The following is a 24,810-nucleotide window of genomic DNA, read 5'->3' as shown; positions in this document are numbered from 1 at the left end:
ACTGGATCGACATCACATCGCAGGGTGGATGCATTCCTGAATGCGGCTCAAGCCGCTCGCAGGGAGAATCGACGCAATTAGCGCGGAGCGCTTGTTTGACCGCCAGCGGCACTGACCGAGGCGGCCCCACCCGAACCGGCGACACCCACGAAGGGTCCCCAATCCGGCTCGCGGATGTCACCGCCCTGCCCACTCAAGCGCGCTTTGATGGCGCCGTCGAGCGTGGTGGTCATCAGAGCCTCTCGATCGTTTTGCTTGGTGGCATACAGCAACAAGCGACTGTTCGGCGCAAAGCTTGGGTTCTCGTCAGAGACCGTGTTGGTGAGCATCGTCACCGCGCCACTGGCTAGCTCCATCACATGCAGCTTGAATTCGCCATTGATGCGAGAAATGTAGGCCAGCCAACGCCCGTCAGCACTCAGCGCGGGGGAAATGTTGTAGGTGCCGGTGAACGTCACTCGCTCAGGGTTGCCGCCCTTGGCTGGCAAACGGTAAATCTGCGGACTGCCCCCGCGGTCGCTGACGAAGTAAATGAAGCGCCCATCGGCGGAATACGTGGGCTCGGTGTCGATGCCGTTGGAGCGAGTCAAACGCAAGGGCTCGGCCGCGAGATTGTTCAAGTCCAAGGTATAGAGCTGTGAACCACCGTCGCGGCTCAGAGTGACGGCCAAAAAGCGCCCATCCGGAGACCATGCGGGCGCGCTGTTGGAACCGCGAAAGCTGGCCACCAGCCGGCGGCGACCGGTGGACACTTCGTGGATGTAGACCACGGGCCGGCGCGACTCGAAAGACACATAGGCCAACTGCCGACCATCGGGCGACCAAGTGGGGGAAATGATGGGCTCGGGACTGGAGAGAGCAGGCTGAGCGGCCTCTCCGTCGGCATCCGCCACCCACAGGCTGTGACGCTGGTCCGTCTTGGTGACGTAGGCGATGCGGGTCGAAAACACCCCTTTGTCACCCGTGAGCTGCTCATACACATAGTCGGCCACTCGGTGCGCGGACAGACGCAGATCCGCCGCGCTGACCAAGAAGCTCTGGCCCCCGAGGTCCTTGCCCGCGACCACATCCCAAAGACGGAAACGCACGTCAAAGCGACCATCGGCCATGCGGGTCACACTGCCGGCGACCAAAGCATCCGAACCAGCCTGACGCCAGGCCGCCAAATCGGGGCGGGCCGTTTCATCCAAAGCATCCGCCTTGTTGAGAACCACGCTGCGAAACTGTCCGCTGCGCTCGAGGTCAGCGAGCACGATGGCGCTGATCTTCTGCTGAATAGCGGCCTCCCCGCGAAACGGCGCGACCGAGAAAGGCACTTGCGTCAAGCCCACACCCGCCACCTCGACACGGAACTGAGCGTGCGCAGGCGCAAAGAGCACTTGCTGACTCAATAGCAAGGCAAAGAGCCAGATGGCGGACAGAGAGAAAGTGGGAAACCTAGACCGACGATGCAACATGCGTATTGCCCAGCAACTAAAACCTTGCGATGTGACGCTCCGACAACCCCGCGCAATCGCATGGGCCAAAGAAGAAGACCAGAACGTACTCGCGACAAGCGGGTCTGTGATCATACAACCCCATAAGGTTAAGGGGCGTTCAGTTAGACTCGAAGGATTTCGCATTCGCCTCGCGCAAGCTACCGCGAGCGCTTCCACTGCTCGGTGCCCTATCCCATGAAAGCCTCATCACGACCTTCCGCCAGCGCGCGCAGTGTCTTCGCCCGCCTGCGTCGAGTGTGGCCCTACTTCAGCGAAGACAAAGGCTCATGGTTCGCCCTCGTTCTGTGTACTTTGCTGGTCGCGGCTTGCGAGCCTGTATTGCCGGCACTGATGAAGCCACTGCTGGATCATGGCTTCGCCACCACCACCTTCAACCCCTGGTTGGTGCCCTTGGCGCTCATCGTGCTGTTCGGCGTGCGAGGCGTCGCGGGCTACATCGCGGCTTTGGCGCTCGTCAACATCACCAGCAATGGCGTGTTCCGCTTGCGCAGCGATCTGTTCAAGCACATGCTCGACGCGCGCTTGACCTTGTTCGGCAATCGGTCAGCCACATCGTTGACCAACACCATCGTTTACGAGATCACCTCCGGAACGCGCCAACTTGTCCCCACACTGATCAGCGCCTCCCGTGACGTGTTGACGCTCGTGGCCTTGCTGGCTTATCTGCTCTACGTGAACTGGCAGCTGACCCTCATCGTGGGGCTACTTTTCCCGGCCATCGCCTGGGTGGTGCGCACGGTCTCGCGGCGGCTCTACAAACTCACGCGCGCCAGCCTGGGGGCCACGGAAGAACTGGCCTACGCGGTCGAGGAAAACGTGCTGGCACACCGGGATGTGCGACTGCATGGCGCTCAGACCATTCAACAACAACGCTTTGAAAAACTGGGACGCTCGCTGCTGCGCCTTCAGTTCAAGTCCCGCGTCGCCTCTTCCGCGCTCACTCCCCTGACCCAAATGCTGGCGGCCGTCGCGCTGTCCTTGGTCATCAGCATCGCACTGATGCAAAGCATCCGCGGCGAAGCCACCATTGGTGACTTCGTGTCGTTCATCACCGCGATGCTGATGCTGTTGACCCCCATGAAGCATCTCTCTGGCGTGGCCAGTTCCATCACCAACGGATTGGCCGCACTCGAGCGCGCCATCAGCCTGGTCGAAGACACGCCACTGGAAAAAGGGGGGGCGTATAGCCCACCCGCGCCAGAGCGCCGAGCACGCGGCGAGATACGCTTCGAGCAAGTTAGTCTGAGCTACCCAGACGCGGCCAGGCCAGCCATCGATGGTCTGGATCTGTCGATTGCGCCGGGAACGACAGTGGCCTTGGTGGGCGCCTCCGGATCGGGCAAGACCACGCTGGTGAATTTGTTGCCTCGGTTCATGGAGGCCACTCAAGGCCGCATCTTGCTCGATGGTGTGCCCCTGCCGGACTGGGATCTGCAGGCGCTGCGCAACCAATACGCGTTTGTCCACCAGCACGTTGTGTTGTTCAATGACAGCATCGCAGCGAACGTGGCGCTTGGCGACAGACACATCGACGAGGCCCGAGTGCTGAGCAGCCTGGAAGCCGCGAACCTCGCGGATCTGGTCAAAAGCCTGCCGAACGGTATCCACTCGGCGGTCGGCCACAACGCCACCCAGCTGTCGGGCGGTCAGCGCCAGCGTTTGGCCATCGCGAGGGCGATTTACAAGGACGCTCCCATCCTCATACTGGATGAGGCCACCTCCGCGCTGGACACGGAGTCCGAACGCGCCGTCCAGGAGGCATTGGAGCGCTTGATGAGGAACCGCACCACCATCGTCATTGCCCACAGGCTCTCGACCGTTCAGCACGCGGACCGCATCGTCACACTGGATGCAGGTCGAATCGTTGAAAGCGGCACGCACAAAGAATTGCTGGACCGCAATGGCCTGTACGCCCGCCTGTACAAACTGGGGCTACATGACGACGCCGAATGAGGACACCGACGGCATCAGGTTGTCCATCACAACAGCACGATGTCGTACTGCCCTTGCCACATTGATGTCTCGCTTTGGAGCGAGATCGGCTTGCCGATGAAGTCACTCAAGCCCGCCAAATGCTGGCTCTCCTCGTCCAGCAAGAGTTCAATCACCTGGGGCGCCGCGAGCACACGGAACTCACGCGGATTGAACTGCCGCGCCTCGCGCAGGATCTCCCGCAGGATCTCATAGGCGACGCTGCGGGTCGTCTTCACCTGCCCTGTTCCCTGGCAATGCGGGCAGGGCTCGCACAGCATGTGGGCTAGGCTCTCCCGGGTGCGCTTGCGGGTCATCTCCAAGAGGCCGAGTTGCGAGAACCCACCGAGCATGGTCTTCACACGGTCGCGCGCGAGTTGCTTGCGAAACTCCGCCAGCACGGCCTCGCGATGGTCTTCGCGCGTCATGTCGATGAAGTCAGCGATGATGATGCCCCCGAGATTGCGCAGGCGCAGCTGCCGCGCGATGGCCCCGGCAGCCTCCAGATTGGTCTTGAAGATGGTGTCGTCGAAGTTGCGGGCACCGACAAAGCCACCGGTGTTCACATCGATCGTCGTCAAGGCCTCGGTCTGATCGACGATGAGGTAACCGCCGCTCTTGAGATCCACACGTCGCCCCAGGGCACGGGCAACTTCCTCATCGATGCCATACAGATCAAAAATGGGGCGCTCACCCTTGTACAACTCCAGCTTGGTGGCTGCCCCCGGCATGAATTCCTGACCGAAGGCGCGCAAGGCTTCGAATTGCTCGCGTGAATCGACCTTGATGCTCCCCGTGCGCTCCCCAACCAGATCACGCAGCACACGTTGAAGCAGGTTCAGATCCAGATGCAGGAGAGATTTTGCCGCCAAGCGCTGCGAGGCTTCCTTGATGCGTACCCAAGTCTTGCGCAGGTAGGCAATGTCTTCGGCAAGTTCGGCATCGGTCGCTTCCTCGGCATTGGTGCGCAGGATGAAGCCGCCGCTCTTCTTCTCACCCACGGCTTGGCTCACGATATTTTGTAAACGCTGCCGCAACGCGTCACGCTCCGCCAAGGGGATCTTCTGTGACACGCCGATGTGATCGTCCTGCGGCAGGAACACCAACAAACGCCCTGCAATGCTGATCTGCGTGGACAGTCGCGCACCCTTGGTGCCGATCGGGTCCTTGATGACTTGGACCATCAAGGATTGCCCCTCGAACACCTGCTTCTCGATGGGTTGAGGGGTATCCCGCTGTGCCGCGCGCGCTGCGCTCAGCGTTTCCCCCTCGGCGGGCGGATGCCAAACGTCGGCCACGTGCAAAAAAGCCGCCCGTTCCAGTCCGATGTCGATGAAGGCGGACTGCATGCCGGGCAGCACCCGCGACACCTTGCCCAGGTAGATATTGCCAACCAAGCCGCGCTCCACCGTGCGCTCGACATGCAACTCCTGCACCGCGGCGTTTTCCACCACGGCCACGCGGGTTTCCTGGGGCGACCAGTTGATGAGGATTTCTTCCATGGCGAAGGAGATGTGGGTGGGAGTGGTGTTCAGAGCGCGAAACCGAAGGCGCGCAACAAACGGGCGGTTTCGAACATCGGCAAGCCCATGATGCCAGAGTAGCTGCCGCTGAGGTGCTCGATGTAAGCCGCCGCCCTGCCCTGCACCGCGTAGGCACCCGCCTTGCCCATGGGTTCGCCGCTGGCGACATAGGCCGCGATCTGGGCTCGGCTCATGGCGGCGAAACGCACGCGGGAATCGCTGAGCGCAGACTGCCGCTTGCGTGCCGTGCCCACGGCCACAGCCGTCAACACCCGGTGCGTGCGGCCTTGCGCCTGAGCAGCGGTGGTACCCGCGCCACCGGCCAGCTCACTCAGGATGCGGCGCGCATCCGCCTCGTCGGCGGGCTTGCCATAGATGCGACGCCCCAGCGCAACCGTGGTGTCCGAACACAACACCGGCGCGGGTGGCCAGCCACGTCGTTGCAGTCGGGCAAGGGCCGCGTCCAACTTGAGCTGAGTCACACGCTGCACATAAGCGGAGGGGGCCTCGCCCGGCTTCACCGCTTCCAGCGCCTCGGCGTCTTCGTCGGCGTCAGGCAGCAGCAGCTCATGGCGCACGCCCAGTTGCTCCAGCAGCTGCCGGCGACGGGGACTCTGGGAGGCAAGGTAAATGAAATCGGCCATGCGCAAAGGTCCATGATGGTGGCGTGCCCGTTGTCAGTCAGGCCCGTTCTTTCATTCTCGGTGGTAGGGGTGCCCCGCGTTGATCGACCAAGCGCGGTAGAGTTGCTCGATCAACAGCACACGCACCATGGCGTGCGGGAGGGTCAGGTCGGACAGCCGGATGCGTTCATGGGCCGCTTGGCGCAAGGCGGGCTCCAAGCCATCGGGCCCACCAATGACCAGGGCGACGTCGTCCCCCTGCAGTTGCCAGTCCTTGAGTTTGCCTGCCAGCGCCACCGTAGTGAGCGCCGTGCCACGCTCATCCAGGGCAACGAGGCGCGCGCCCTTGGGCACAGCCTCTTCGATGCGCCTGCGCTCGGCCGCCATGAGTTGATCCACCGTGCGCGAACCGCGCGGCTCGGTCTTCACGGCCTTGAGCTCGACCTTCAACTCGTTGGGAAAGCGCTTGGCGTAATCGTCCCAGGCGGTCTGGGCCCAGTCAGGCACACGCTGGCCGACCGCGACGATCAGCAGCCTCATGGGCGGACATCAGCCCCTGCGGGCCGCGCTCTTGCTGGCCGTTGCCTTCTTAGCAGGCACCTTCCTGGCCGGCGCCTTCTTGGCAACCACCTTCTTTGCCGGAGCCTTCGGGGTCGGTGATTTGGAGGCCTGGGACCGCTGGGCCGCCGGTTTCGCGGTGGAGGCCTTTTTCGCGGGCGCGGACTTCACCCCCGTCGATTTGCCAGCGGGCTTGGTCGCATTGACTTTCACGACCTTGGGCGCGGCAGGCTTGGCCGCCTTACGAGCGGGCGTTTTACCCGCCGCAGTCTTGGCGGGAGCGGGTTTCTTGCCAGCGGACTTGGCCGCCGCTTTCTGCAGTTGCGCCTTGGACGGGAAGGCGTCGGCCGCGCCCTTCTTGGCCGCACTGGAACGCTTCAGGCTGGCGGGCTTGGCGCTGGCGCGAGTCTCCTCAGTCTTCTTCGGCGCGGCCTGGGCCATGGGTTTCTCGGCCCCATGTTTCAGGCGCACGGGCTTATCACCCCAGAGGTCTTCCAGGTGGTAGTACTGGCGTATCGCCGGTTGCATCACATGCACCACGGCCTGGCCGCAGTCCACGATGATCCACTCGCCGTTGTCTTCTCCCTCGGTGCGCGGCTTGGGGAAGCCCGCTTCACGCACCGCGTCGCGCACGCTCACCGCCAGGGCCTTGGTCTGCCGGTTGCTGGTACCTGAGGCAACGACCACACGCTCGAACAAGGGAGACAAATGCTCGGTGTTGAACACCTGAATGTCCTGGGCCTTCACGTCTTCCAAGCCATCGACGATGGCCCTTTGGAGTTTCTGGATGTCTTTTTTGACGGCGTTGTCGGTCATCGTGGTTTCAGGCTTCATCAAGTCTTCTGGTAAAGGTGGTGGGTTTCAATATAACCCGCAATGGCGGGGCTGACCAGCGAGCGCAAATCCGGGGAAACATCGGGTTTTGCCGCGACTTCAGCGCGAACACCGGTGGCACTGTGGCGCATCAGCGGCATGTGCAGCTTGCGGTAACGGGACTCGTGCGACGGCGGCGGCTCAAAGCTCTGCGCGCGCCCCTCCCAGTCGCGGTCGGCATGGCAGATCCAAGCCAAGGCCACGACGCTCTGCCAGTCATTCCAATGGGGCAAGGCCTCGGCTTGGTCCTGACCGAGCACGAGAAAGAACTCTGCGCCAGGGTATTCGGCATGCAACTCACGCAGCGAGTCAATGGTGTAGCTGGGGCCGGCGCGTTGGATTTCGCGCTCGTCGAACACCAGTCGGGCCGCGCCTTGTGCCAGCTCACCAAACGCCAGGCGGCACATCGCGAGCCTGTGCCTGGCGTCGCTCAGGCTCCGTGCCTTGTGCCAGGCTTGTCCGGTAGGCACGATGTGCAGCACGTCCAGTCCGAGCTGGGTCAAGGCAGCCTCGGCCAAAGCTTGGTGCGCCAGATGCGGCGGGTCGAAAGCCCCACCGAACACGCCGACTTTGAGGGCCATCAGACCGCGTCCTTCAACCAGTCCCGGCGCGGCAGGAAGTGGCGGTAGAGCGCTTCCTCGGGCGAACCGGGCTCATGGGTTTGCTGGTAGGACCAGCTCGCCAGCGGCGGCATGGACAAGAGGATGGATTCCGTGCGTCCGCCCGACTGCAACCCAAAATGGGTGCCACGGTCCCAAACCAGGTTGAATTCGACGTAACGACCGCGACGGTAGAGCTGGAACTCTCGCTCACGTTCGCCATGGATCATGCCGCGGCGCCGCTCGACGATAGGCAGGTAGGCGCCCAGAAAGGCGTCGCCCACGCTGCGCAAGAGCGCGAAGCTCCGCTCGAAGCCCAGCTCAGAAAAATCGTCGAAGAAGATGCCGCCCACACCGCGTTGTTCGTTGCGGTGCTTCAGGAAGAAATACTCGTCGCACCACTGCTTGAAGCGCGCATGCAGATCCGGCCCGAAGGGCACGAGCGCTTCGCGGCAGCTGCGGTGGAAATGCACCGCGTCCTCCTCGAAGCCGTAATAAGGCGTGAGGTCCATGCCCCCGCCGAACCAGCAGACGGGCTCTCGGCCGGCGGGCGTGGCCGCGATCATGCGCACGTTCATGTGGACCGTGGGCACATAGGGGTTGCGCGGATGGAACACCAGCGACACCCCCATGGCCTCGAATGGAGCGCCCGCGAGTTCTGGTCGATGTTGGGTGGCCGAGGGCGGCAGCTTTGGTCCACGCACATGCGAGAACCCGCAGCCCGCGCGCTCGAAGACCGCGCCGCCCTCGAGGATCTTGGTCAGCCCCTCCCCTTGCAGCGACTCGCCGGGCTCCTTGCGCCAGGCATCGGCCAGGAAAACCGCCTGCCCATCGACACGCTCGATCGCCTCGGTGATGCGCTGCTGCAAGCCTTGCAGATAGCCGCGCACGGCCTCGATGTCGGTCGCGGAGGCCTCCGCATTCATGCCGCAAGCCGCGCTCATGGCTTGCCATCCTCGCGCGGCGCGGCGCTGTCCAACAGGCGGACGGGCGCAGCGTCCTGGGGGTGGTAGGCCACGGCGTGCGGCTCCAAGGCCGCCGCGATGCGCGCCATGTCCACGGATTCATCACCCGTCAGGCGCAGAAAGTCCAACACCCGCGCCTCGCGCTTTTGGTAGTTCAGCACCATCATGCCCAGGGGCACGCCGGCCTGCACCGCCACGCGGTAGAAGCCGCTGCGCCAGCCCGGCATGTATTTGCGAGTGCCCTCGGGCGCCAGCGCCAGCCAGAAATACTCGCCTCGCTCCTGGGCCTGCTTCATTTGCGCCACGGTGTCTCCCACCATGCCTTGAGCACCCTTGCCGCGCTCGATCGGAATGCCACCAAAGGAGCGCAACCAGGTGCCGAGCAAGGGAATGCGAAACAGACTGGCCTTGGCCCAGTAGCGCAGGCGCAGGCCCAGTGCCCACTTGACCGCATAGGCGAAAACCGGGTCCCAGTTGCTGGTGTGCGGATAGACAATCAGCACGCCTTGCAGCGCGGGCAGACCGTCGCAATGCACGCGCCAGCCCAGGCGACGCAGCACCCAGCGACCGACCGCGCTGCCGGGCAACTGCACCGCTTGCGGAGGAGGAAAATCAGTCATGGAACAAGGTTGGGCCCAGGGCCCTCAGCCTTTGCGAATGGCGTGGTGGCCAATGTCCTTGCGGTACTGCATGCCGTCAAAACGGATGCTCTCCAGCAACTCGTAAGCGCGCATCTGGGCCTGGCGAGTCGTGCCGCCCAGGGCCGTCGCGCAGAGGACCCGTCCGCCGGACACAAGCACTTTTGTTTCCTTGCCTTCGCCTTCCTGCGTGGTCCCCGCATGAAACACCACGCCCTCCTCGGTGTCCACGGGCAAGCCGGTGATGAAGTCACCCTTGCGCGGATTCAGCGGGTAGCCGTGGGCAGCCAGCACCACACCCAAGGCGATGCGGCGGTCCCATTCCAATTCGATCTGATCCAGCTTGCCCTCGGTGGCGGCCAGCAGCACGTCCAGCAGGTCGCTCTTGAGGCGCATCATGATGGGCTGGGTTTCCGGATCGCCCATGCGGCAGTTGAACTCCAGCGTCTTCGGATGGCCGTCAGCGTCGATCATCAGTCCGGCGTAAAGGAAGCCCGTGTAGGGGATGCCGTCCTTCTCCATGCCCTTGATGGTGGGCAGGATGATCTCGCGCATGGCCCGGGCATGCACCTCGGGCGTGACCACCGGCGCGGGCGAATAAGCGCCCATGCCACCGGTGTTCGGCCCCTGGTCGCCGTCGAGCAGGCGCTTGTGATCCTGGCTGGTGGCCAGCGCCAGCACGTTCTTGCCGTCGCACAGCACGATGAAGCTGGCTTCCTCGCCCTGGAGGAACTGCTCAATCACCACGCGCGCGCCGCCTTCGTTGTGGCTCACGCCGAGCTTGTTATCCAGCAGCATGAAGTCCACCGCCTCGTGCGCTTCGGCCAGGGTGGTCGCCACGACCACGCCCTTGCCCGCGGCCAGGCCGTCGGCCTTGACCACGATGGGCGCGCCCATCTCGTCGATGTAGGCATGCGCGGCCACGGGGTCGCTGAAGGTGTCGTACTCGGCCGTGGGAATGCCATGGCGCTTCATGAAGGCCTTGGAGAAGGCCTTGGAACTTTCGAGCTGTGCCGCCGCCCGGGTCGGGCCGAAGATGCGCAGCCCGTGCGCGCGGAACTCGTCCACCACGCCCGCGGCCAGCGGCGCTTCAGGCCCCACCACCGTGAGCCCAATCTTTTCCTGCTGCGCCCACTCGCACAAGGCCTTCGCGTCCGTCGCGCTCAAATGCGGCAGATTCACGAGGCGTTTGTCCCTCGCGGTGCCACCATTGCCTGGCGCCACATAGACCACCTGCACCTTGGGCGAGGCGGCCAGCTTCCAGGCCAGCGCATGTTCGCGGCCGCCGCCGCCGATCACTAGAACTTTCAAGCGAGTACTTTCATTCACAAGGACGCGTTGTGGTACACGTCCTGAACATCGTCCAGGTCCTCGATCACGTCGAGCAGCTTTTGCATCTTTTCCGCGTCATCACCCGACAGCTCGATGGTGTTCTCGGCGCGCATGGTGACGCCCGCGACCTCGGGCTTGAGGCCAGCAGCCTCCAGAGCGTTCTTCACCGCTTCAAAATCAGCCGGCGCGGTCAGCACCTCGATGGCACCGTCCTCGTCGGCGATCACATCTTCGGCCCCCGCTTCCAGGGCGACTTCCATCACCTTGTCTTCGCTGGTGCCGGGCGCGAAGATCAACTGACCACAGTGCTTGAACTGGAAGGCCACGGACCCTTCCGTGCCCATGTTGCCGCCGTGCTTGCTGAAGGCATGGCGCACCTCGGCCACGGTGCGCACGCGGTTGTCCGTCATGGTGTCCACGATGATGGCCGCGCCGCCGATGCCGTAGCCTTCGTAGCGGATTTCCTCGTAGTTCACGCCCTCTTGGTTGCCTGTGGCCTTGTCAATGTTGTACTTGACGCGATCGGCCGGCATGTTGGCGGCCTTGGCCTTGTCGATGGCCAAGCGCAGGCGCGGGTTGGCGCTGGGATCGCCGCCGCCAGCACGGGCGGCGACGGTGATTTCACGGATGATGCGGGTCCAGATCTTGCCGCGCTTCTCGTCCTGGCGGCCTTTGCGATGCTGAATATTGGCCCATTTGCTGTGTCCAGCCATAAGGTGTCCTTCTGGGGTCCTTGGGTTTTTTGGTAGGCTAGGAAAAGTTTGCGATTGTATTCCCTGGCCCTGACATGACCTCCCCCCTCCTGATCGCTCGACACGGTGACATTGAATGCGTGCTGCGGCCCGACAAGGCCAACCGCCACGGCCTCATCACGGGCGCCACCGGCACCGGCAAGACCGTCACCCTGCAAACCCTGGCCGAAGGTTTTTCCCGCATCGGTGTCCCTGTCTTCATGGCCGACGTCAAAGGCGACCTGAGCGGCCTGTCCCAGCCCGGCAGCATCCCCGCCAAGCTGGCTGCGGTGCTGCAAGAACGCGGCCTGCAAGCCCCCGAGCCTGCCGCCTGCCCCACCACGCTCTGGGACGTCTTCGGTGAGCAGGGCCACCCGGTGCGCGCCACGGTCAGCGACCTCGGCCCCCTGCTGCTGGCCCGCATGCTGGACCTGAACGACACGCAGGAAGGCGTGCTGCAGTTGGTCTTCAAGATCGCCGACGACCAGGGCCTGCTGCTGCTCGACCTGAAGGACCTGCGCGCGATGTGCCAGTTCGTCGGCGACAACGCGGCGCAGTTCAAGACCCAGTACGGCAACGTCAGCGCCGCCAGCATTGGGGCCATCCAGCGCGGCCTGCTGCAGATCGAAGCCCAGGGCGGCGAGAAATTTTTCGGCGAGCCCATGCTGGACATCGCGGATTTCATGCAAACCGAAGGCGGCCAGGGGATTGTCAACATCCTGGCGGCCGACAGGCTGATGACCGCGCCGCGACTGTATGCGGCCTTCCTGCTCTGGCTGCTGTCGGAGCTGTTCGAACAGCTGCCTGAAGTCGGCGACCTGGACAAACCCAAGCTCGTCTTCTTCTTCGACGAGGCCCACCTGCTTTTCAGCGACGCCCCCAAGGCCTTGCTGGAACGCATCGAACTCGTCGTTCGCCTGGTGCGCAGCAAGGGCGTGGGCGTGTATTTCGTGACCCAGAACCCGCTGGACATCCCGGACACGGTCCTGGGCCAATTGGGCAACCGCGTGCAGCATGCGCTGCGCGCCTACACCCCGCGCGATCAGAAAGCCGTCAAGACGGCCGCTGACACCATGAGGCCCAACCCCGCGTTGGGTGACATGGCCCGCGCCATCACCGAATTGGGCGTCGGCGAGGCCCTGATCAGTTTCCTGGACGACAAGGGACGGCCGGGCGTGACGGAGCGGGCCTGGGTGCTGCCGCCGGGCAGCCAGATCGGCCCTGTCACCCCAGCGCAACGCCAGTCGCTGCGGGCGAATTCGCTCGTCGCGGGCGTCTACGAAAAAGCCCAGGACCGCGAATCGGCCTTCGAGAAACTGGCGCAACGCACTCAGGAAAAACAGGTCCAGCAAGTCCAACAGGCCCAGGCCCAGGCCCAGGCCCAGGCCCAGGCGCAAGACAAGGACAGTGCAGGCCTGCTTGGCGGTCTGGGCGACCTGCTGGGAGGCGGCCCCAAACGCACTCGCGCCAGCGTGGGGGAGCAATTCATCAAGAGCGCAGCCAGCACCATTGGCCGCGAAGTCGGGCGTCAGATCATCCGGGGCGTGCTGGGCGGCATCTTGGGCAAGCGCTGAAGACAAGCAGGTCCCCGGCGAGACCCGCCCTCAACCAGCAAAGGGTGTGAGGAGCTGGAAGACCTAGAGCAGCTTCCCCGGGTTCATGATCTGGTTCGGATCCAGCGCCTGCTTGATGCGCATCATCAATTCAAATTCCAGCGCAGATTTGTAGCGTGGCAATTCGTCGCGGCGCAGTTGGCCGATGCCATGCTCGGCGCTGATGCTGCCGCCCAGGGCGTGCACGCGATCATGCACCTCCCGGTTCAGGGTTGCGGTGTGGGCGGCGTACTCGGCGTATGGCGTGTCCAGCGGCAACAGCACGTTGTAGTGCAGGTTGCCATCGCCCAGGTGGCCAAAGTTGACGATGCGCACGCCCGGCAACAGCGCGCGCAGCGCCGCATCGGCGTCTGCAACGAAACCCGCGATGGCGGAGATAGGCAACGCAATATCGTGCTTGACCGCCTTGCCGGCCCGCACCTGGGCCTGCGAGATGCCTTCGCGCAGCTTCCACAGTGCATGGGCTTGGGCGGTACTCGCGCAGATCGCGACATCCTGGACCAACCCCTCTTCCAGCGCTGCCCCCAGGGACTGTTCCAGCAAATCAGGCAGGCCCTCGGCGCGCGTGTCGGCCAATTCCACCAGCGCGTGGTACGCATGCTCACCCTGCAAAGGAGCCCGCGTGGCCGTGACATGCTTCAGCACCAGGGCCAGAGAGGCCTGAGACATCATCTCGAAGGCCACCAGCCGCTCACCGCAGCGCGAGCGCAGCTGCGCCTGCAAGGACACCAGGGACTGGATGTCGCCAGCACCGACCCAGGCGGTGGCCCGTGCTGTCGGCTGCGGGTAGAGCTTGAGCACGGCCGCAGTGATGACGCCCAGCGTGCCCTCGGAACCAATGAAGAGATGGCGCAGGTCGTAGCCGGTGTTGTCCTTGCGCAGCGCGCGCAGGCCGTGCCAGACACGCCCGTCGGGCAACACGGCCTCGACGCCCAGCACCAAGTCCCGCATATTGCCGTAGCGCAGCACGGCGATACCACCGGCATTGGTGGCGAGGTTGCCACCAATGGTGCAACTGCCCTCGGACCCCAGGCTCAAGGGGAAAAAACGTCCGGCCTCCGCCGCCGCCGCATGCACCTGGGCCAGCAGCACGCCGGCCTCGACGGTGAGGCTGTTGTTCAACGGGTCCACCTCGCGGATGGTGTTCATGCGCGCGGTGCTCAACACAAGCTGAGCACCACTGCCGTCCGGCGTGGCGCCGCCGCTCATGCCAGTGTTGCCGCCTTGGGTCACCACTGGGGTATGGGTCTCATGGCAGATGGCCATCACCGCCGCGGTCTGCGCGGTGTCGCGGGGACGGACCACGACAGGCGCGCGGCCTTGCCACTTGCCAAGCCAGTCGCGCAGGTAGGGTGCCTGGGCCTCGGGGTCAAGCACCAAACCTGCGTCGCCCACCGCGGCATGCAGGCGTTGCAGCAACTCAGGGTGAGCGGCGGCCACCGCGCTGGCGAAGTTCTCGGCGTTCTGTGTCATCGTGGTGGGCAGGTAAAGAAGATGGATGCAGACGGCAGTTGATTACCAGCCCAGCTGAACGCGCCCCAGCGCCATGGCGGTGGCGGCCTGGGTCGGTTCGACCACGGGCAGGCCCGTGGCCTGCTGCACCGGCTCGCGAAACGGCGCCATGCCGGCGCAACCCATCACCAGCACCTGAGCGCCACGCTCGTCACGCAGGCGGCGGCCAGCATCGCACATAGCCTGGAGGGTCGCCGGCCGATCGGCCAAGGCCGACACACCCCGGCCGATCGCCACCTCGCCAGCGCAACGCCCAGCCACGCCCATGGCGCTCCAACTGCGCAAGTGGCGGGGGATCGACCCCTGCAGGATGGCGATCACGCCAAAGGTCTGGCCCAAGGTCAGGGCAGTCAGCACCGCGCTTTCGCTGATGCCAAGCACCGGCACGCCCACCGTCTCGCGCAGGAGTTGCAAACCCGGGTCGCTGAAGCAGGCGATCACGAAGGCGCTGGCGTGGCCTTGGTGGTCCACGGCAAAACGGTGGACTGACAAGGCGGCCGTGTCCACGTCGAGCTGGGTCTGGACACCGCGCGGACCGTCGGCCAAGGTCACGCATTCGATCGGCGGTCCGCCCGCCAGGCGCAGCGGAGCCACGGCGGCATCGAGCCCCGCAGTCACGGCCGTGTCGCTGTTGGGATTGATGACGTAAATCGGGTTGGGCATGGCGAGTTCAGAGGGCCGGGCACGTGCTGTCCGGGTGCCAGGCAGTCTAAGTCGACGGACGCGGCATGGGCCTTGCTTTGTTGTGAGCCACCGTTAACCCTTTGTTATGCGAAGCCCGCCTTCGCCCCCTGCCATGTCCATGAACCTGCGCCAGATCGAGGTGTTCCGCGCCGTCATGATCACCGGTTCGATCAGCGGTGCGTCCCAACTGCTGTTCGTGTCGCAGCCAGCGGTCAGCCGGCTGCTGTCGCACACCGAGTCGCGGGTCGGTTTCGCGCTGTTCGAGCGCATCAAGGGCCGGCTCTACGCCACCCCCGAGGCCAAGAAACTGTTCCGCGAGGTCGAGCAGGTCTACGCCGGGGTGCTGCGAGTCAACGAGCTGGCGCGTGAACTGGGGGAACACCGCGAGGGCATCCTCAACGTGGTCTCGAGCCCCAGCGTGGGTCAGATGGTGATTCCTCAGGCCATGGCCACCTTCAGGCATAGCCACCCACAAGTGAAGTTAGGCTTTCAGTTTTTAGGCTACGCGCCCTTGGTGGAGCGGCTGCTGAACCACCAGGCCGACCTCGGCGTGACCATCCTTCCCGTCGAGCACCCCAACCTCGACACCACGCCGCTGGGCAGCGGGCGCCTGGTCTGCATCTGCCCCTACAACCATCCGCTCTCACGCCGCGCGATTCTGGGCGCGGACGACCTGCTGGCCTTTCCGCTGGTGGCCTATGACCGTGGCTCGCCGTTCGGTGTGCTGGTCACGGGCTGGTTCGAGGCCCATGGCCAGGGCTACCGCACCGCCATCGAGGTCGGCTCGCCGCAAAACGCCTGCGCCTTGGTGCAGGCCGGCGCCGGCATCGCGCTGGTGGACGAGTTTTCAGTGCGCAGCTGGCCCGCAAGCCAGCTCGTGGTGCGCCCCCTGCACGAGGCGCCCGCCCTGCACGCCAACCTGGTGCATTCGCGCTTCGAACCGCTGTCGCAAATCGCGCAGACCTTCGTGGGCGTGCTGCGTGAGCTGATGCAAAGCGAAGGCTTTGAAGCCGAAGGCCGCAGCGTAGACAGCATCGCTTAACACGATGTTAATGACTGGCCTCAAAAAAGCACGCGACACGGCGCCGGGCTGCTTTCCATAATCGCCGCCAACTTCACTGACCTTTGCGCCTCTCTTCATGACCGCCTCTTTCTCTGCCTCACCCTCTGCCTCCGCCCGCGGGGTCTACACCATCTGCCCCACCCCCTTTGCCGCCGACGGTGCCTTGGACCTCGCCAGCATCGCCTCGCTGGTGGACTTCCAGATCGAGGCCGGTGTGCACGGCCTGGCCATCCTGGGCTTCCTGGGTGAATCGCACAAGCTGTCACAGGACGAGCGCAGCCAAGTGATCAAGGCCTACATCGCGCAAGCTCGCGGACGCGTCCCCGTGTGGGTCGGCGTGCGTGCGCTGGGCATCGCTGGCGCGGTGGAACAAGCCCGCGAGGCCGAGCGCCTGGGCGCGCAGGCCGTGTTCGTCGCGCCCCTGGACACCACCGCCGACGCGGTGCAGTTCGACTACTACCGCACGGTCGCGCAGTCCGTGCGCATCCCGGTGGTCATCCATGACTTCCCAGATTCCTTCGGCACCGAGATCAGCGCCGATCTGGTGGCGCGCCTGGGCCGCGAGGGCGGCGTGGGCATGATCAAGATGGAAGAACCGCCGGTCGGACAGAAGATCTCACGCATCCTCGAACTGGCGCAGGGCAGCATGAAGGTGTTCGGCGGCCTGGGCGGCGTCTACTTCCTCGAGGAACTGCAGCGCGGCGCCGTCGGCACGATGACCGGTTTCGCCTTTCCCGAAATCCTCGTGCGCATCTACGCGCACCATGCGGCGGGCGACCTTGCCGCCGCGGCCGCCACCTTCGACCGCTACTGCCCGCTGATCCGCTACGAGTTCCAGCCCAAGGTCGGCCTGGCCCTGCGCAAGACCACCTACATGCGCCGCGGCGTGATCGCCTGCGACGCCATCCGCGCGCCGGGCATGCGCATGGACCCCCTGACGGCCCGCGAACTGGAGGCCACCGTGCGGCGCGTGGGCTTGTCGCTGGACCAGCGCGGCCCTTACGTCATCGCCTGAGGACACCGACATGGACCTCGGCATCTCCGGACGCAGCGCCCTGGTATGCGCCTCCAGCAAGGGGCTGGGCCGCGCCTGCGCCATCTCCCTGGCCCGCGAAGGTGCTCGCGTGACCCTGGTGGCGCGTGGCGAAGAGGCACTGCAAGCCACGGCGGACTTCATCCGCGCCAGCACCGGCGCCCCGGTGAGCACGGTCGCCGCGGACGTGACCACCGAGGCAGGCCGCGCGGCCGTGCTGGCGGCCTGCCCCGAACCCGACATCCTGGTCACCAATGCGGGCGGCCCCAAGCCGGGTGATTTTCGGGATTGGGACCGCGAGGCCTGGCTGGCCGCGCTCGACGCCAACATGCTCACGCCGATCGCGTTGATCAAGGCCACGGTGGACACCATGATCGCGCGGCGCTTCGGGCGCATCGTCAACATCACCTCGGGCGCGGTGAAAGCGCCGATCGACATTCTGGGCTTGTCCAACGGCGCGCGCAGCGGCCTGACTGGTTTCGTGGCCGGACTGGCCCGCGTCACCGTGGCCCACAACGTCACCATCAACAACCTGCTACCCGGCCCCTTCGTGACCGACCGCCTGAAGGAAACGGCCGCGCAGTGGGCCGCCAAGAGCGGCAAAACCATCGAGGCTGTGATCGCTGAACGGGGCGCGGCCAACCCGGCGCGCCGCCTGGGCGACCCGGCCGAGTTCGGCGATGCCTGCGCCTACCTGTGCAGCGCGCAAGCCGGGTTCATCACCGGGCAGAACCTGCTGCTCGATGGCGGCCACTACCCCGGCACCTTCTGAGCCACATCGACCATGGACTTCGATCTGACCATCCGCCATGGCCGCGTCTGCAACGCGGACGGCAGCGTCGAGGCCGACATCGGCATCCGTGACGGCCGCATCGCCGCGCTGGCCCCGACCCTGCCCGCGGGCCGCGAGGACGTGGACGCCACCGGTCGCTGGGTGCTGCCCGGCGGCATCGACAGCCATTGCCACATCGAGCAACTGTCGGGCATGGGCGTGATGTGCGCGGACGATTTCTACAGCGGCACGGTGTCGGCGGCATTCGGTGGCACCACCACCATCCTGTCCTTCGCCGCGCAGCACCGCAAGGACGAGATCCCCGCGGTCCTGGCCGACTACCACCGCCGCGCCGCCGAGAAAGCGGTGATCGACTATGGCTTCCACCTGATCCTGACCAACCCCGACGAGACCGCGCTGCGGGTGCACTTACCCCAGGCGGTGCGCGATGGCATCAGCTCGCTCAAGGTCTACATGACCTACGACAAGCTCAAGCTCGACGATTACCAGCTGCTGGACGTGCTGGCCACCGCTGGCGAACTCGGCGCCTTGGTGATGCTGCACGCCGAGAACCACGACATGATCCGCTGGATCGCGCACCGCCTGCTGGAACGGGGACACACCGCGCCCAAGTTCCACGCGGTGGCGCACGACGCGCTGGCCGAGACCGAGGCCACCCACCGGGCGATCGCGCTGTCCCGGCTGGTGGATGTGCCGGTGTTGATCGTCCACGTGGCTGGTCAGGAAACCGTGGCCTTGATCCGCGCCGCCCAGCAGTTGGGTGCATCGGTGCTGGCCGAGAGTTGCCCGCAGTACCTGTTTCTGAAAGCGCACGACAGCGACCGACCTGGAATGGACGGTGCAAAGTTCTGCTGCAGCCCGCCCCCGCGTGATGCGGCCTCGCAAGAGGCTGTGTGGACCGGTCTGCTCGACGGCACACTGGGCGTGTTCTCGTCGGACCACGCCCCTTACCGCTTCGATGTGTCGGGCAAGCTGCCCAAGGGCGAGGCCACCACGTTCAAGGAAATGGCCAATGGCGTGCCCGGCATCGAGCTGCGCCTGCCCCTGCTGTTTTCCGAGGGCGTGATGACCGGGCGCATGAGCATCGAACAGTTTGTCGCGCTGACGGCCACCAACCACGCCCGCCTCTATGGCTTGGCGCCCCGCAAGGGCAGCATCGCCGTGGGCGCGGACGCCGACATCGCGCTGTGGGACCCAAGCCGCGTGGTCGAGGTCAGGGCCGACATGCTCCACGACAACGTCGGCTACACCCCTTACGAAGGCCGCCGCATCACCGGCTGGCCCACCGAGGTCTACAGCCGAGGCCGCCCCGTGGTGCGCGCAGGCAAGCTGCTGGCCGCGCGCGGCAGTGGCCAGTTTGTTGCCCGGGGACGGTCCAGCGCCCTGCGCCCAGTGACACAGCGTGATCCGGCACGCGGTGCCTTCAGCGCGCTCGTCGGCCTGGGCCGCGCGGACTGACGCCCATCGTTTTCGCCTCATCTCTTTCGTTCAACCCGTCCTCCAGGAGTGCTTCACATGCAACGCCGTCCCCTCCTTTCCGTTTCGCTGCGCGCCCTGGCCCTCGGCGCCGCGGCCACCCTGTTTTGCGCGGGTAGCGCCTGGGCGCAGACCGGCCCGCTGCGCACCGCCGTGGACGCGACCTTTGCGCCGCACGCCATGGCCAAGCTCGGCGGCGGCTCACAAGGCTTCAACATCGACCTCGGCGAGGAACTGGCCAAGCGGCTGGGGCGCAAGATCGAGATCGAAGCCACGGAGTTCTCGGGACTGGTGCCCGGCCTCAACAGCAAGCGCTACGACTTCCTGCTGGCGCCCGTGACCGTGACACCCGAGCGCGCCAAGGCCATGCTGTTCACCGAGGGTTACCTGGACACCGACTACACCTTCCTGGGACGCAAGGGAACGGCGCCAACGAAACTCGAAGACCTCAAGGGCAAGACGATCGCCGTCAACAAGGGCTCCAACTACGAAGGCTGGGCGCGTGACAACGCCGCCAAGTACGACTTCAAGTTCGACGTCTACGGCAGCAACGCGGACGCCGTGCAAGCCGTGCTCGCGACGCGGGCCGATTACAACCTGGCTGGCACCACCGTGGTGGCCTGGGCCGCCAAGCAAAATCCCGCGCTGCAGACCGGCTACACCATCAAGACAGGGCTGGTCTGGGCCCTGCCCTTCCGTCTGGACGACACCGCGGGACGCGCCGCCGCGTCCAATGCCCTGAAATGCATGAAGCAGGACGGGACGCTCGCCAAGCTGGCCCTCAAGTGGTTCGGCTACACCCCGGGCAGCGAGGATGCCGCCGTGAAGATCGCCCCTGGCACCGGTGTGCCGGGCATGGGTGGCTACGACCCGACGCCTGTCACGCCGAAATGCGTCTGACCTTGCTCGCCTGAACGCCCGCCCAACCTACGCCTGAACGCTCGCAGCCATGCCCACGCCCTCGCCCCTGCTTGAACTCGTCGGACTGCGCAAATCCTACGGCGCCAACGAGGTGCTGCGCGGCGTGGACTTGCGGGTGCGGCCGGGCGAACTGGTGTGCGTGATCGGCCCCTCGGGCTCGGGCAAGAGCTCCATGCTGCGCTGCTGCAACCGGCTGGAGGAGGCCAGCGCAGGGCAGGTGATCTTTGACGGCCGCGACATCACGCGTGCCGATGTCGACATCAACGCCGTGCGCCAACAGATCGGCATGGTGTTCCAGTCCTTCAACCTCTACCCTCACCTGAGCGCGCTGGACAACGTGGCCTTGGCACTGCGGGTGGTGCAGGGACGCCCAAAGGCTGAGGCACGTGCGGCGGCACTCTCCGCCTTGGAACGCGTGGGTCTGAGCCACAAGGCCGACGCTTACCCCGCCCAACTGTCGGGCGGCCAGCAACAACGGGTGGGCATCGCCCGCTCGGTGGCGCTGCAGCCCCGCGTGATCCTCTTCGACGAGCCGACCAGCGCCTTGGACCCGGAACTGGTGGAGGATGTGCTGCAGGTCATGCGCCAGTTGCGCGAGGGCGGCATGACCATGCTGGTGGTGACCCACGAGATGGCCTTCGCCCACGCGGCAGCTGATCGCGTGGTGTTCATGGACGGCGGCGTGGTGATCGAAGAAGGCAGCGCGGCCGACGTATTCGAACGTCCGCGCGAGGCCCGCACGCGCAGCTTCGTCGGCCGTTACGCGGAGGCCCGGGCGTCGTGAGCGAGACCCACACCGGCCTGGTCTTCACCTTCCTGAATCCGGAGGTGGCCGCGCGTTACTGGCCACAAATTCTTCAGGGCATGGGCGTCACCGTCGCCGTGGGCCTGGCGGTGGTGCTGACGGGCTTGCTGCTGGGCCTGGGACTGGCCGTGCTGCGCGCCCTGCACTTGCGCGTCTTGAGCCTGGTGGTGGTGGCTTACGCCGATGTGATGCGATCCCTGCCGCCCCTGATCCTCCTCATCGTGGTGTACTTCGGCTTCCCTTCGATCGGTCTGCCCCTGTCAGCCTTCGCCACGACCTGGTTGGCGCTGTCGCTGGTGCTCGCGGCCTACGCCGAGGAAAGCATCTGGGCCGGCATCGTTTCGCTGCCTGACGGCCAGATGGAAGCCGCGCGCTCGACCGGGCTGAGCTGGTGGCAAGCGATGCGCTGGGTGGTGCTGCCCCAGGCCCTGCGGCGCTCCGTGCCGCCGCTGACCAACCGCGTGATCTCCATCACGAAGAACACCGCCTTGGGTTCGGTGGTCGCGCTCAGCGAAATCCTGAACCAGGCCCAGGCCGCCAGCAGCACCTCGGGCAATCCCACGCCCCTGACGCTGGGCGCACTGGCCTACCTGGTGGTGTTCCTGCCGGTGGTGATGCTAGCGCGCTGGATCGAACGCCGCGGAAAGAACCGCTGAACATGGACGCGCTACTGCAGAACTTCTTCAACCTGCCGATCTACGGCCAGGTGTTTCCTTACCTGCTGCAAGGGCTATGGACCACGGTCTGGCTGTCGGCACTGGTGATACCACTGGGCGCGGCGGGCGGACTGGGCCTCGCCCTGGTGCTGAACCAGAGCACGCGTCGCGCCCCCCGGTGGGCGGCCGTGGCCTTCATCGACTTCTTCCGTGCTTTCCCGCCGCTGGTGCTGCTGGTGTTCGTGTACTTTGGCTTGCCTTTCCTGGGCTGGGAAATCCCCAAACTCGGCGCCGTGCTGCTGGGTTTCCTGCTGAACAACGCGGCCTATTACGCGGAAGTGTTCCGGGCCGGTCTCGAAGCGGTGCCCAGCGGCCAGATGGAAGCCGCGCGCTCCACCGGGCTCACACGGATGCAGGCGCTGCGCCATGTGGTCGTGCCGCAGGCCGTGAAGAACGTGCTGCCCGATCTGGTCAGCAACAGCATCGAAGTGGTGAAGCTCACCACCATCGCCAGCGTGGTGGGTTTGCCCGAGCTGTTGCGCGCGGCGCGTGACGCGCAGTCCTTGGTCTACAACCCCTCGCCCGTGGTGCTGGCGGCGCTGATGTACCTGGTGTTGTTGTGGCCGCTGACGCGCTGGATGGCGCGGCTGGAGCATCACCGGCTGCGGCGACGCTAACTCAAAGACCCTGACCACGCAGCGCTAGGACCGAGCCGGCGGGTGCTAGCGCCGCTTCGCCTTCCACACGCCCGGCAGCGCCGCCACCGTCGCCAGCACCTTGCCCAGGCGGCTGGTGCTGGCCACTTCCACGGTCAGCGTCATGCGGGCCACGCCCTGCACGGTCTGGGTCTGGGCGCCAATGACGTTGATCTTTTCTTTGACGAAGACTTCGCTGACATCGCGCAGCAGGCCCTGGCGGTCGGCGGCTTCGATGTGCACATCCACCGGGTAGACCGGACTGTTCTTGCCCTCACCCCCGGTCTTGGAGAGCCCCCATTCGACATCAATCACCCGTTCGCCGTGCGTGTTGATCAGGGCCTGCAAGCTGGCGCAGTCAGACCGGTGCACGCTGACGCCCTTGCCTCGCGTCACGAAGCCGCGTATGGCGTCGGGCGGCGCGGGCTTGCAGCATTTGGCGAGTTGGGTCAGCAACGAGTCCACGCCGACCACCAGCACCCCGCCCTTGCCCGCGCCGTCACTGCGCGGGCGGCGCAGCATGGACTGCACGGCGTCGTCGGCCTCGACCGCGGGAGCGGGTTCGGCCGGACGCAGCACGGCCTCGATGCTGCGCATGGACAACTCGTCCTTGCCGACCACCTCGAACAGGGCCTGCGCGTTCGTGAAGCCCAACTGCGCGGCCAGGTCGTCCAGCTTGATGGCCGTCTTGCCCTCGCGCTGCAGGATTTTCTCCACCGCCTCGCGCCCCCGCGCGATGGTCTCTTGCGCGGCCTGGGCATTGAACCAGGCACGCACCTTGGCGCGCGCGCGCGGGCTGACCATGTAGCCCAATTCGGGGTTGAGCCAGTCGCGCGACGGCCCGCCCTCCTTCACGGCCGTGATCTCCACGGTCTGACCGTTCTTCAACGGCGTGTTCAGCGGCACCATCGCGCCGTCAACGCGCGCGCCGCGGCAGTGGTGGCCCAGGTCGGTGTGCAGGCTGTAGGCGAAATCCACCGGCGTGGCGCCTTGGGGCAGATCCACGATGGTGGCCTGCGGGGTCAGCACGTAGATGCGGTCGTCCAGCACGGCACCGGCCGCGCCGCGCGCCAGGCCCGACGCGCTCTCGTCCTTGCCGCTGGACAAGTCCTGCTCCCAGGCCAGCAGTTGGCGCAGCACCGCGATCTTGGCGTCGTAGGCGCTGTCGGCGGTCACGCCGCCGCCATAGCCTTTCGCCCCGGCTTCCTTGTAGGCCCAGTGCGCGGCCACGCCCAGCTCGGCATGCTCATGCATGGCCTGGGTGCGGATCTGAATTTCGATGGCACGGCCCTCCGCATCTCGCACCACGGTGTGCAGCGACTGGTAGCCATTGGGCTTGGGGCGGGCGATGTAGTCGTCAAACTCCTCGACCACGGGGGTGTAGTGGCTGTGCACCCAGCTCAGGGCGGCGTAGCACGCTGGCACGTCCGACACGACCACCCGCAGCGCGCGCACGTCGTAGATGCGGTCGAAGTCCAATGACTTGCCGCGCATCTTGCGGATGATGCTGTAGATGTGCTTGGGGCGCCCCTGCACCTCGACTTCCATGCCTTGGGCGCGCAGCTCACGCTCGATGGTGTCGCGCAGTTGCGCCACGTACGCCTCGCGTTCAATGCGCTTTTCGTCAAGCAAGCGAGCGATGTGCTTGTAGGTGTCGGGCTCCAGGAAGCGGAAGGCCAGGTCTTCCATCTCCCACTTGATCTCCCAGATGCCCAATCGGTTGGCCAAAGGCGCGAAGACATGCAGCGACTCCGCCGCCAGTCCGGGCGGCAGAGGCCGCTTGCTGGCCGCGAACCAGCGCAAGGTTTGCAGGCGAGAGGCAAGGCGCAAGAGGACCACGCGCAGGTCACGCGAGAACGCCAGCAACATCTTGCGCACGTTCTCGATCTGGACGGCCCCCAGATCCATGCCCGCGGCTTCACTGCCTGTTTTTTCGAGCAACTCGCGCTGCGCCTTGGCGCGCGCCTGGCGTTGCACCACCACCAGTTGCGTGGTCTCTACCGCCAGCGCGGCGTAACTCTCGCCAAAAGCCTGTGCGATGACCTCGCGCGGCTTGTTCAGGTAGGCGCTGGCGTAGACCAGGTAGGTCGCGGCCTGCATGGCCTCTGCCCCCCCGATGGTCCGCAAGATGGACGCCACGGCGTCGGCATGGGCCAAGGTGTTTTCACCGGTCTCCAGCGTCTCTCCGGCCAGCAGTGGCTCGGCGAAGGCGCGCGCGCGCGCAATGGCCGAGCCAGCCCGCGAGGG

General features: G+C 65.6%; 23 protein-coding genes. 10 read left to right on the top strand and 13 right to left on the bottom strand.

Annotated elements, in window-relative coordinates; translation table 11 throughout:
• Positions 1–77: 77 nt before the first annotated feature.
• Positions 78–1,457 (bottom strand): Tol-Pal system beta propeller repeat protein TolB, encoded by a 1,380-nt coding sequence (gene tolB, locus HGR_RS00475; RefSeq protein WP_081463396.1) that lies wholly within the window; start codon positions 1,455–1,457, stop codon positions 78–80.
• Between the two features lie 216 nt (positions 1,458–1,673).
• Between tolB and msbA the strand changes: the two genes are divergently transcribed.
• Positions 1,674–3,452 (top strand): lipid A export permease/ATP-binding protein MsbA, encoded by a 1,779-nt coding sequence (gene msbA, locus HGR_RS00470; RefSeq protein ID WP_039851819.1) that lies wholly within the window; start codon positions 1,674–1,676, stop codon positions 3,450–3,452.
• Positions 3,453–3,478: 26 nt separating this feature from the next.
• Here msbA and rng read toward each other — a convergent pair whose 3' ends face one another.
• From rng to HGR_RS00425, 9 genes are read right to left on the bottom strand one after another with little or no spacing between them, the layout of a single operon-like run.
• On the bottom strand, positions 3,479–4,972 hold the full coding sequence (gene rng / locus HGR_RS00465; protein WP_006296065.1) for a ribonuclease G: 1,494 nt from the start codon (positions 4,970–4,972) through the stop codon (positions 3,479–3,481).
• A gap of 29 nt (positions 4,973–5,001) precedes the next feature.
• Positions 5,002–5,637 (bottom strand): Maf family protein, encoded by a 636-nt coding sequence (locus HGR_RS00460; RefSeq protein ID WP_006296064.1) that lies wholly within the window; start codon positions 5,635–5,637, stop codon positions 5,002–5,004.
• Positions 5,638–5,688: 51 nt separating this feature from the next.
• Positions 5,689–6,156 (bottom strand): 23S rRNA (pseudouridine(1915)-N(3))-methyltransferase RlmH, encoded by a 468-nt coding sequence (gene rlmH / locus HGR_RS00455; RefSeq protein ID WP_006296063.1) that lies wholly within the window; start codon positions 6,154–6,156, stop codon positions 5,689–5,691.
• A gap of 9 nt (positions 6,157–6,165) precedes the next feature.
• On the bottom strand, positions 6,166–7,008 hold the full coding sequence (gene rsfS / locus HGR_RS00450) for a ribosome silencing factor (RefSeq protein ID WP_006296062.1): 843 nt from the start codon (positions 7,006–7,008) through the stop codon (positions 6,166–6,168).
• On the bottom strand, positions 7,008–7,628 hold the full coding sequence (gene nadD / locus HGR_RS00445; protein WP_006296061.1) for a nicotinate (nicotinamide) nucleotide adenylyltransferase: 621 nt from the start codon (positions 7,626–7,628) through the stop codon (positions 7,008–7,010). The genes rsfS and nadD overlap by 1 nt, the downstream gene beginning before the upstream one ends.
• Positions 7,628–8,590: an oxygen-dependent coproporphyrinogen oxidase gene (gene hemF / locus HGR_RS00440; RefSeq protein ID WP_006296060.1), complete on the bottom strand. Its 963-nt coding sequence runs from the start codon at positions 8,588–8,590 to the stop codon at positions 7,628–7,630. The genes nadD and hemF overlap by 1 nt, the downstream gene beginning before the upstream one ends.
• On the bottom strand, positions 8,587–9,231 hold the full coding sequence (locus HGR_RS00435; RefSeq protein ID WP_039851816.1) for a 1-acyl-sn-glycerol-3-phosphate acyltransferase: 645 nt from the start codon (positions 9,229–9,231) through the stop codon (positions 8,587–8,589). Before HGR_RS00435 ends, hemF begins: the two co-directional genes overlap by 4 nt.
• A gap of 24 nt (positions 9,232–9,255) precedes the next feature.
• A complete protein-coding gene (gene purD / locus HGR_RS00430; protein ID WP_006296058.1) occupies positions 9,256–10,560 on the bottom strand; it encodes a phosphoribosylamine--glycine ligase in 1,305 nt (434 codons plus the stop codon).
• Positions 10,561–10,574: 14 nt separating this feature from the next.
• On the bottom strand, positions 10,575–11,294 hold the full coding sequence (locus HGR_RS00425; protein WP_006296057.1) for a YebC/PmpR family DNA-binding transcriptional regulator: 720 nt from the start codon (positions 11,292–11,294) through the stop codon (positions 10,575–10,577).
• 74 nt (positions 11,295–11,368) lie between these two features.
• On the opposite strand from HGR_RS00425, the gene HGR_RS00420 reads away from it, so the two are divergent.
• Positions 11,369–12,886 (top strand): helicase HerA-like domain-containing protein, encoded by a 1,518-nt coding sequence (locus HGR_RS00420; protein ID WP_006296056.1) that lies wholly within the window; start codon positions 11,369–11,371, stop codon positions 12,884–12,886.
• A 63-nt stretch (positions 12,887–12,949) separates the two neighbouring features.
• Here the strand turns inward: HGR_RS00420 and HGR_RS00415 are convergent, their stop codons facing one another.
• Together HGR_RS00415 and HGR_RS00410 are read right to left on the bottom strand one after the other, a co-directional pair.
• On the bottom strand, positions 12,950–14,398 hold the full coding sequence (locus HGR_RS00415) for an FAD-binding oxidoreductase (RefSeq protein ID WP_006296055.1): 1,449 nt from the start codon (positions 14,396–14,398) through the stop codon (positions 12,950–12,952).
• 42 nt (positions 14,399–14,440) lie between these two features.
• Positions 14,441–15,100 (bottom strand): aspartate/glutamate racemase family protein, encoded by a 660-nt coding sequence (locus HGR_RS00410; RefSeq protein ID WP_006296054.1) that lies wholly within the window; start codon positions 15,098–15,100, stop codon positions 14,441–14,443.
• A 133-nt stretch (positions 15,101–15,233) separates the two neighbouring features.
• On the opposite strand from HGR_RS00410, the gene HGR_RS00405 reads away from it, so the two are divergent.
• The 8 genes from HGR_RS00405 (at position 15,234) to HGR_RS00370 (ending at position 22,545) form a co-directional block, all read left to right on the top strand.
• On the top strand, positions 15,234–16,163 hold the full coding sequence (locus HGR_RS00405; protein WP_006296053.1) for a LysR family transcriptional regulator: 930 nt from the start codon (positions 15,234–15,236) through the stop codon (positions 16,161–16,163).
• Positions 16,164–16,260: 97 nt separating this feature from the next.
• On the top strand, positions 16,261–17,199 hold the full coding sequence (locus HGR_RS00400) for a dihydrodipicolinate synthase family protein (RefSeq protein WP_006296052.1): 939 nt from the start codon (positions 16,261–16,263) through the stop codon (positions 17,197–17,199).
• A 10-nt stretch (positions 17,200–17,209) separates the two neighbouring features.
• A complete protein-coding gene (locus tag HGR_RS00395; RefSeq protein ID WP_006296051.1) occupies positions 17,210–17,989 on the top strand; it encodes an SDR family oxidoreductase in 780 nt (259 codons plus the stop codon).
• 12 nt (positions 17,990–18,001) lie between these two features.
• Entirely contained in the window at positions 18,002–19,468 is a 1,467-nt protein-coding gene (gene hydA, locus HGR_RS00390) for a dihydropyrimidinase (protein ID WP_006296050.1), read from the top strand.
• Positions 19,469–19,525: 57 nt separating this feature from the next.
• The gene (locus tag HGR_RS00385; protein WP_006296049.1) at positions 19,526–20,386 is read left to right on the top strand and encodes a transporter substrate-binding domain-containing protein; all 861 of its coding nucleotides are present in this window, start codon (positions 19,526–19,528) and stop codon (positions 20,384–20,386) included.
• A 49-nt stretch (positions 20,387–20,435) separates the two neighbouring features.
• Positions 20,436–21,191: an amino acid ABC transporter ATP-binding protein gene (locus HGR_RS00380; protein ID WP_006296048.1), complete on the top strand. Its 756-nt coding sequence runs from the start codon at positions 20,436–20,438 to the stop codon at positions 21,189–21,191.
• Positions 21,188–21,868, top strand: coding sequence for an amino acid ABC transporter permease (locus HGR_RS00375; RefSeq protein WP_006296047.1), 681 nt, complete (start codon positions 21,188–21,190; stop codon positions 21,866–21,868). The genes HGR_RS00380 and HGR_RS00375 overlap by 4 nt, the downstream gene beginning before the upstream one ends.
• A gap of 2 nt (positions 21,869–21,870) precedes the next feature.
• Positions 21,871–22,545 (top strand): amino acid ABC transporter permease, encoded by a 675-nt coding sequence (locus HGR_RS00370; protein WP_006296046.1) that lies wholly within the window; start codon positions 21,871–21,873, stop codon positions 22,543–22,545.
• Positions 22,546–22,590: 45 nt separating this feature from the next.
• On the opposite strand, the gene HGR_RS00365 is transcribed toward HGR_RS00370, so the two are convergent.
• A partial coding sequence (locus HGR_RS00365) for a RelA/SpoT family protein (protein WP_006296045.1) occupies positions 22,591–24,810 on the bottom strand: 2,220 nt, incomplete at its 5' end.

Origin of the sequence: Hylemonella gracilis ATCC 19624 (assembly GCF_000211835.1) — a bacterium.
In the GTDB taxonomy this organism is placed as follows: Bacteria; Pseudomonadota; Gammaproteobacteria; order Burkholderiales; family Burkholderiaceae_C; genus Hylemonella; species Hylemonella gracilis.
The sequence above is the reverse complement of the archived record's forward strand: the minus strand, read 5'-3'. Positions and strand labels throughout refer to the sequence as shown.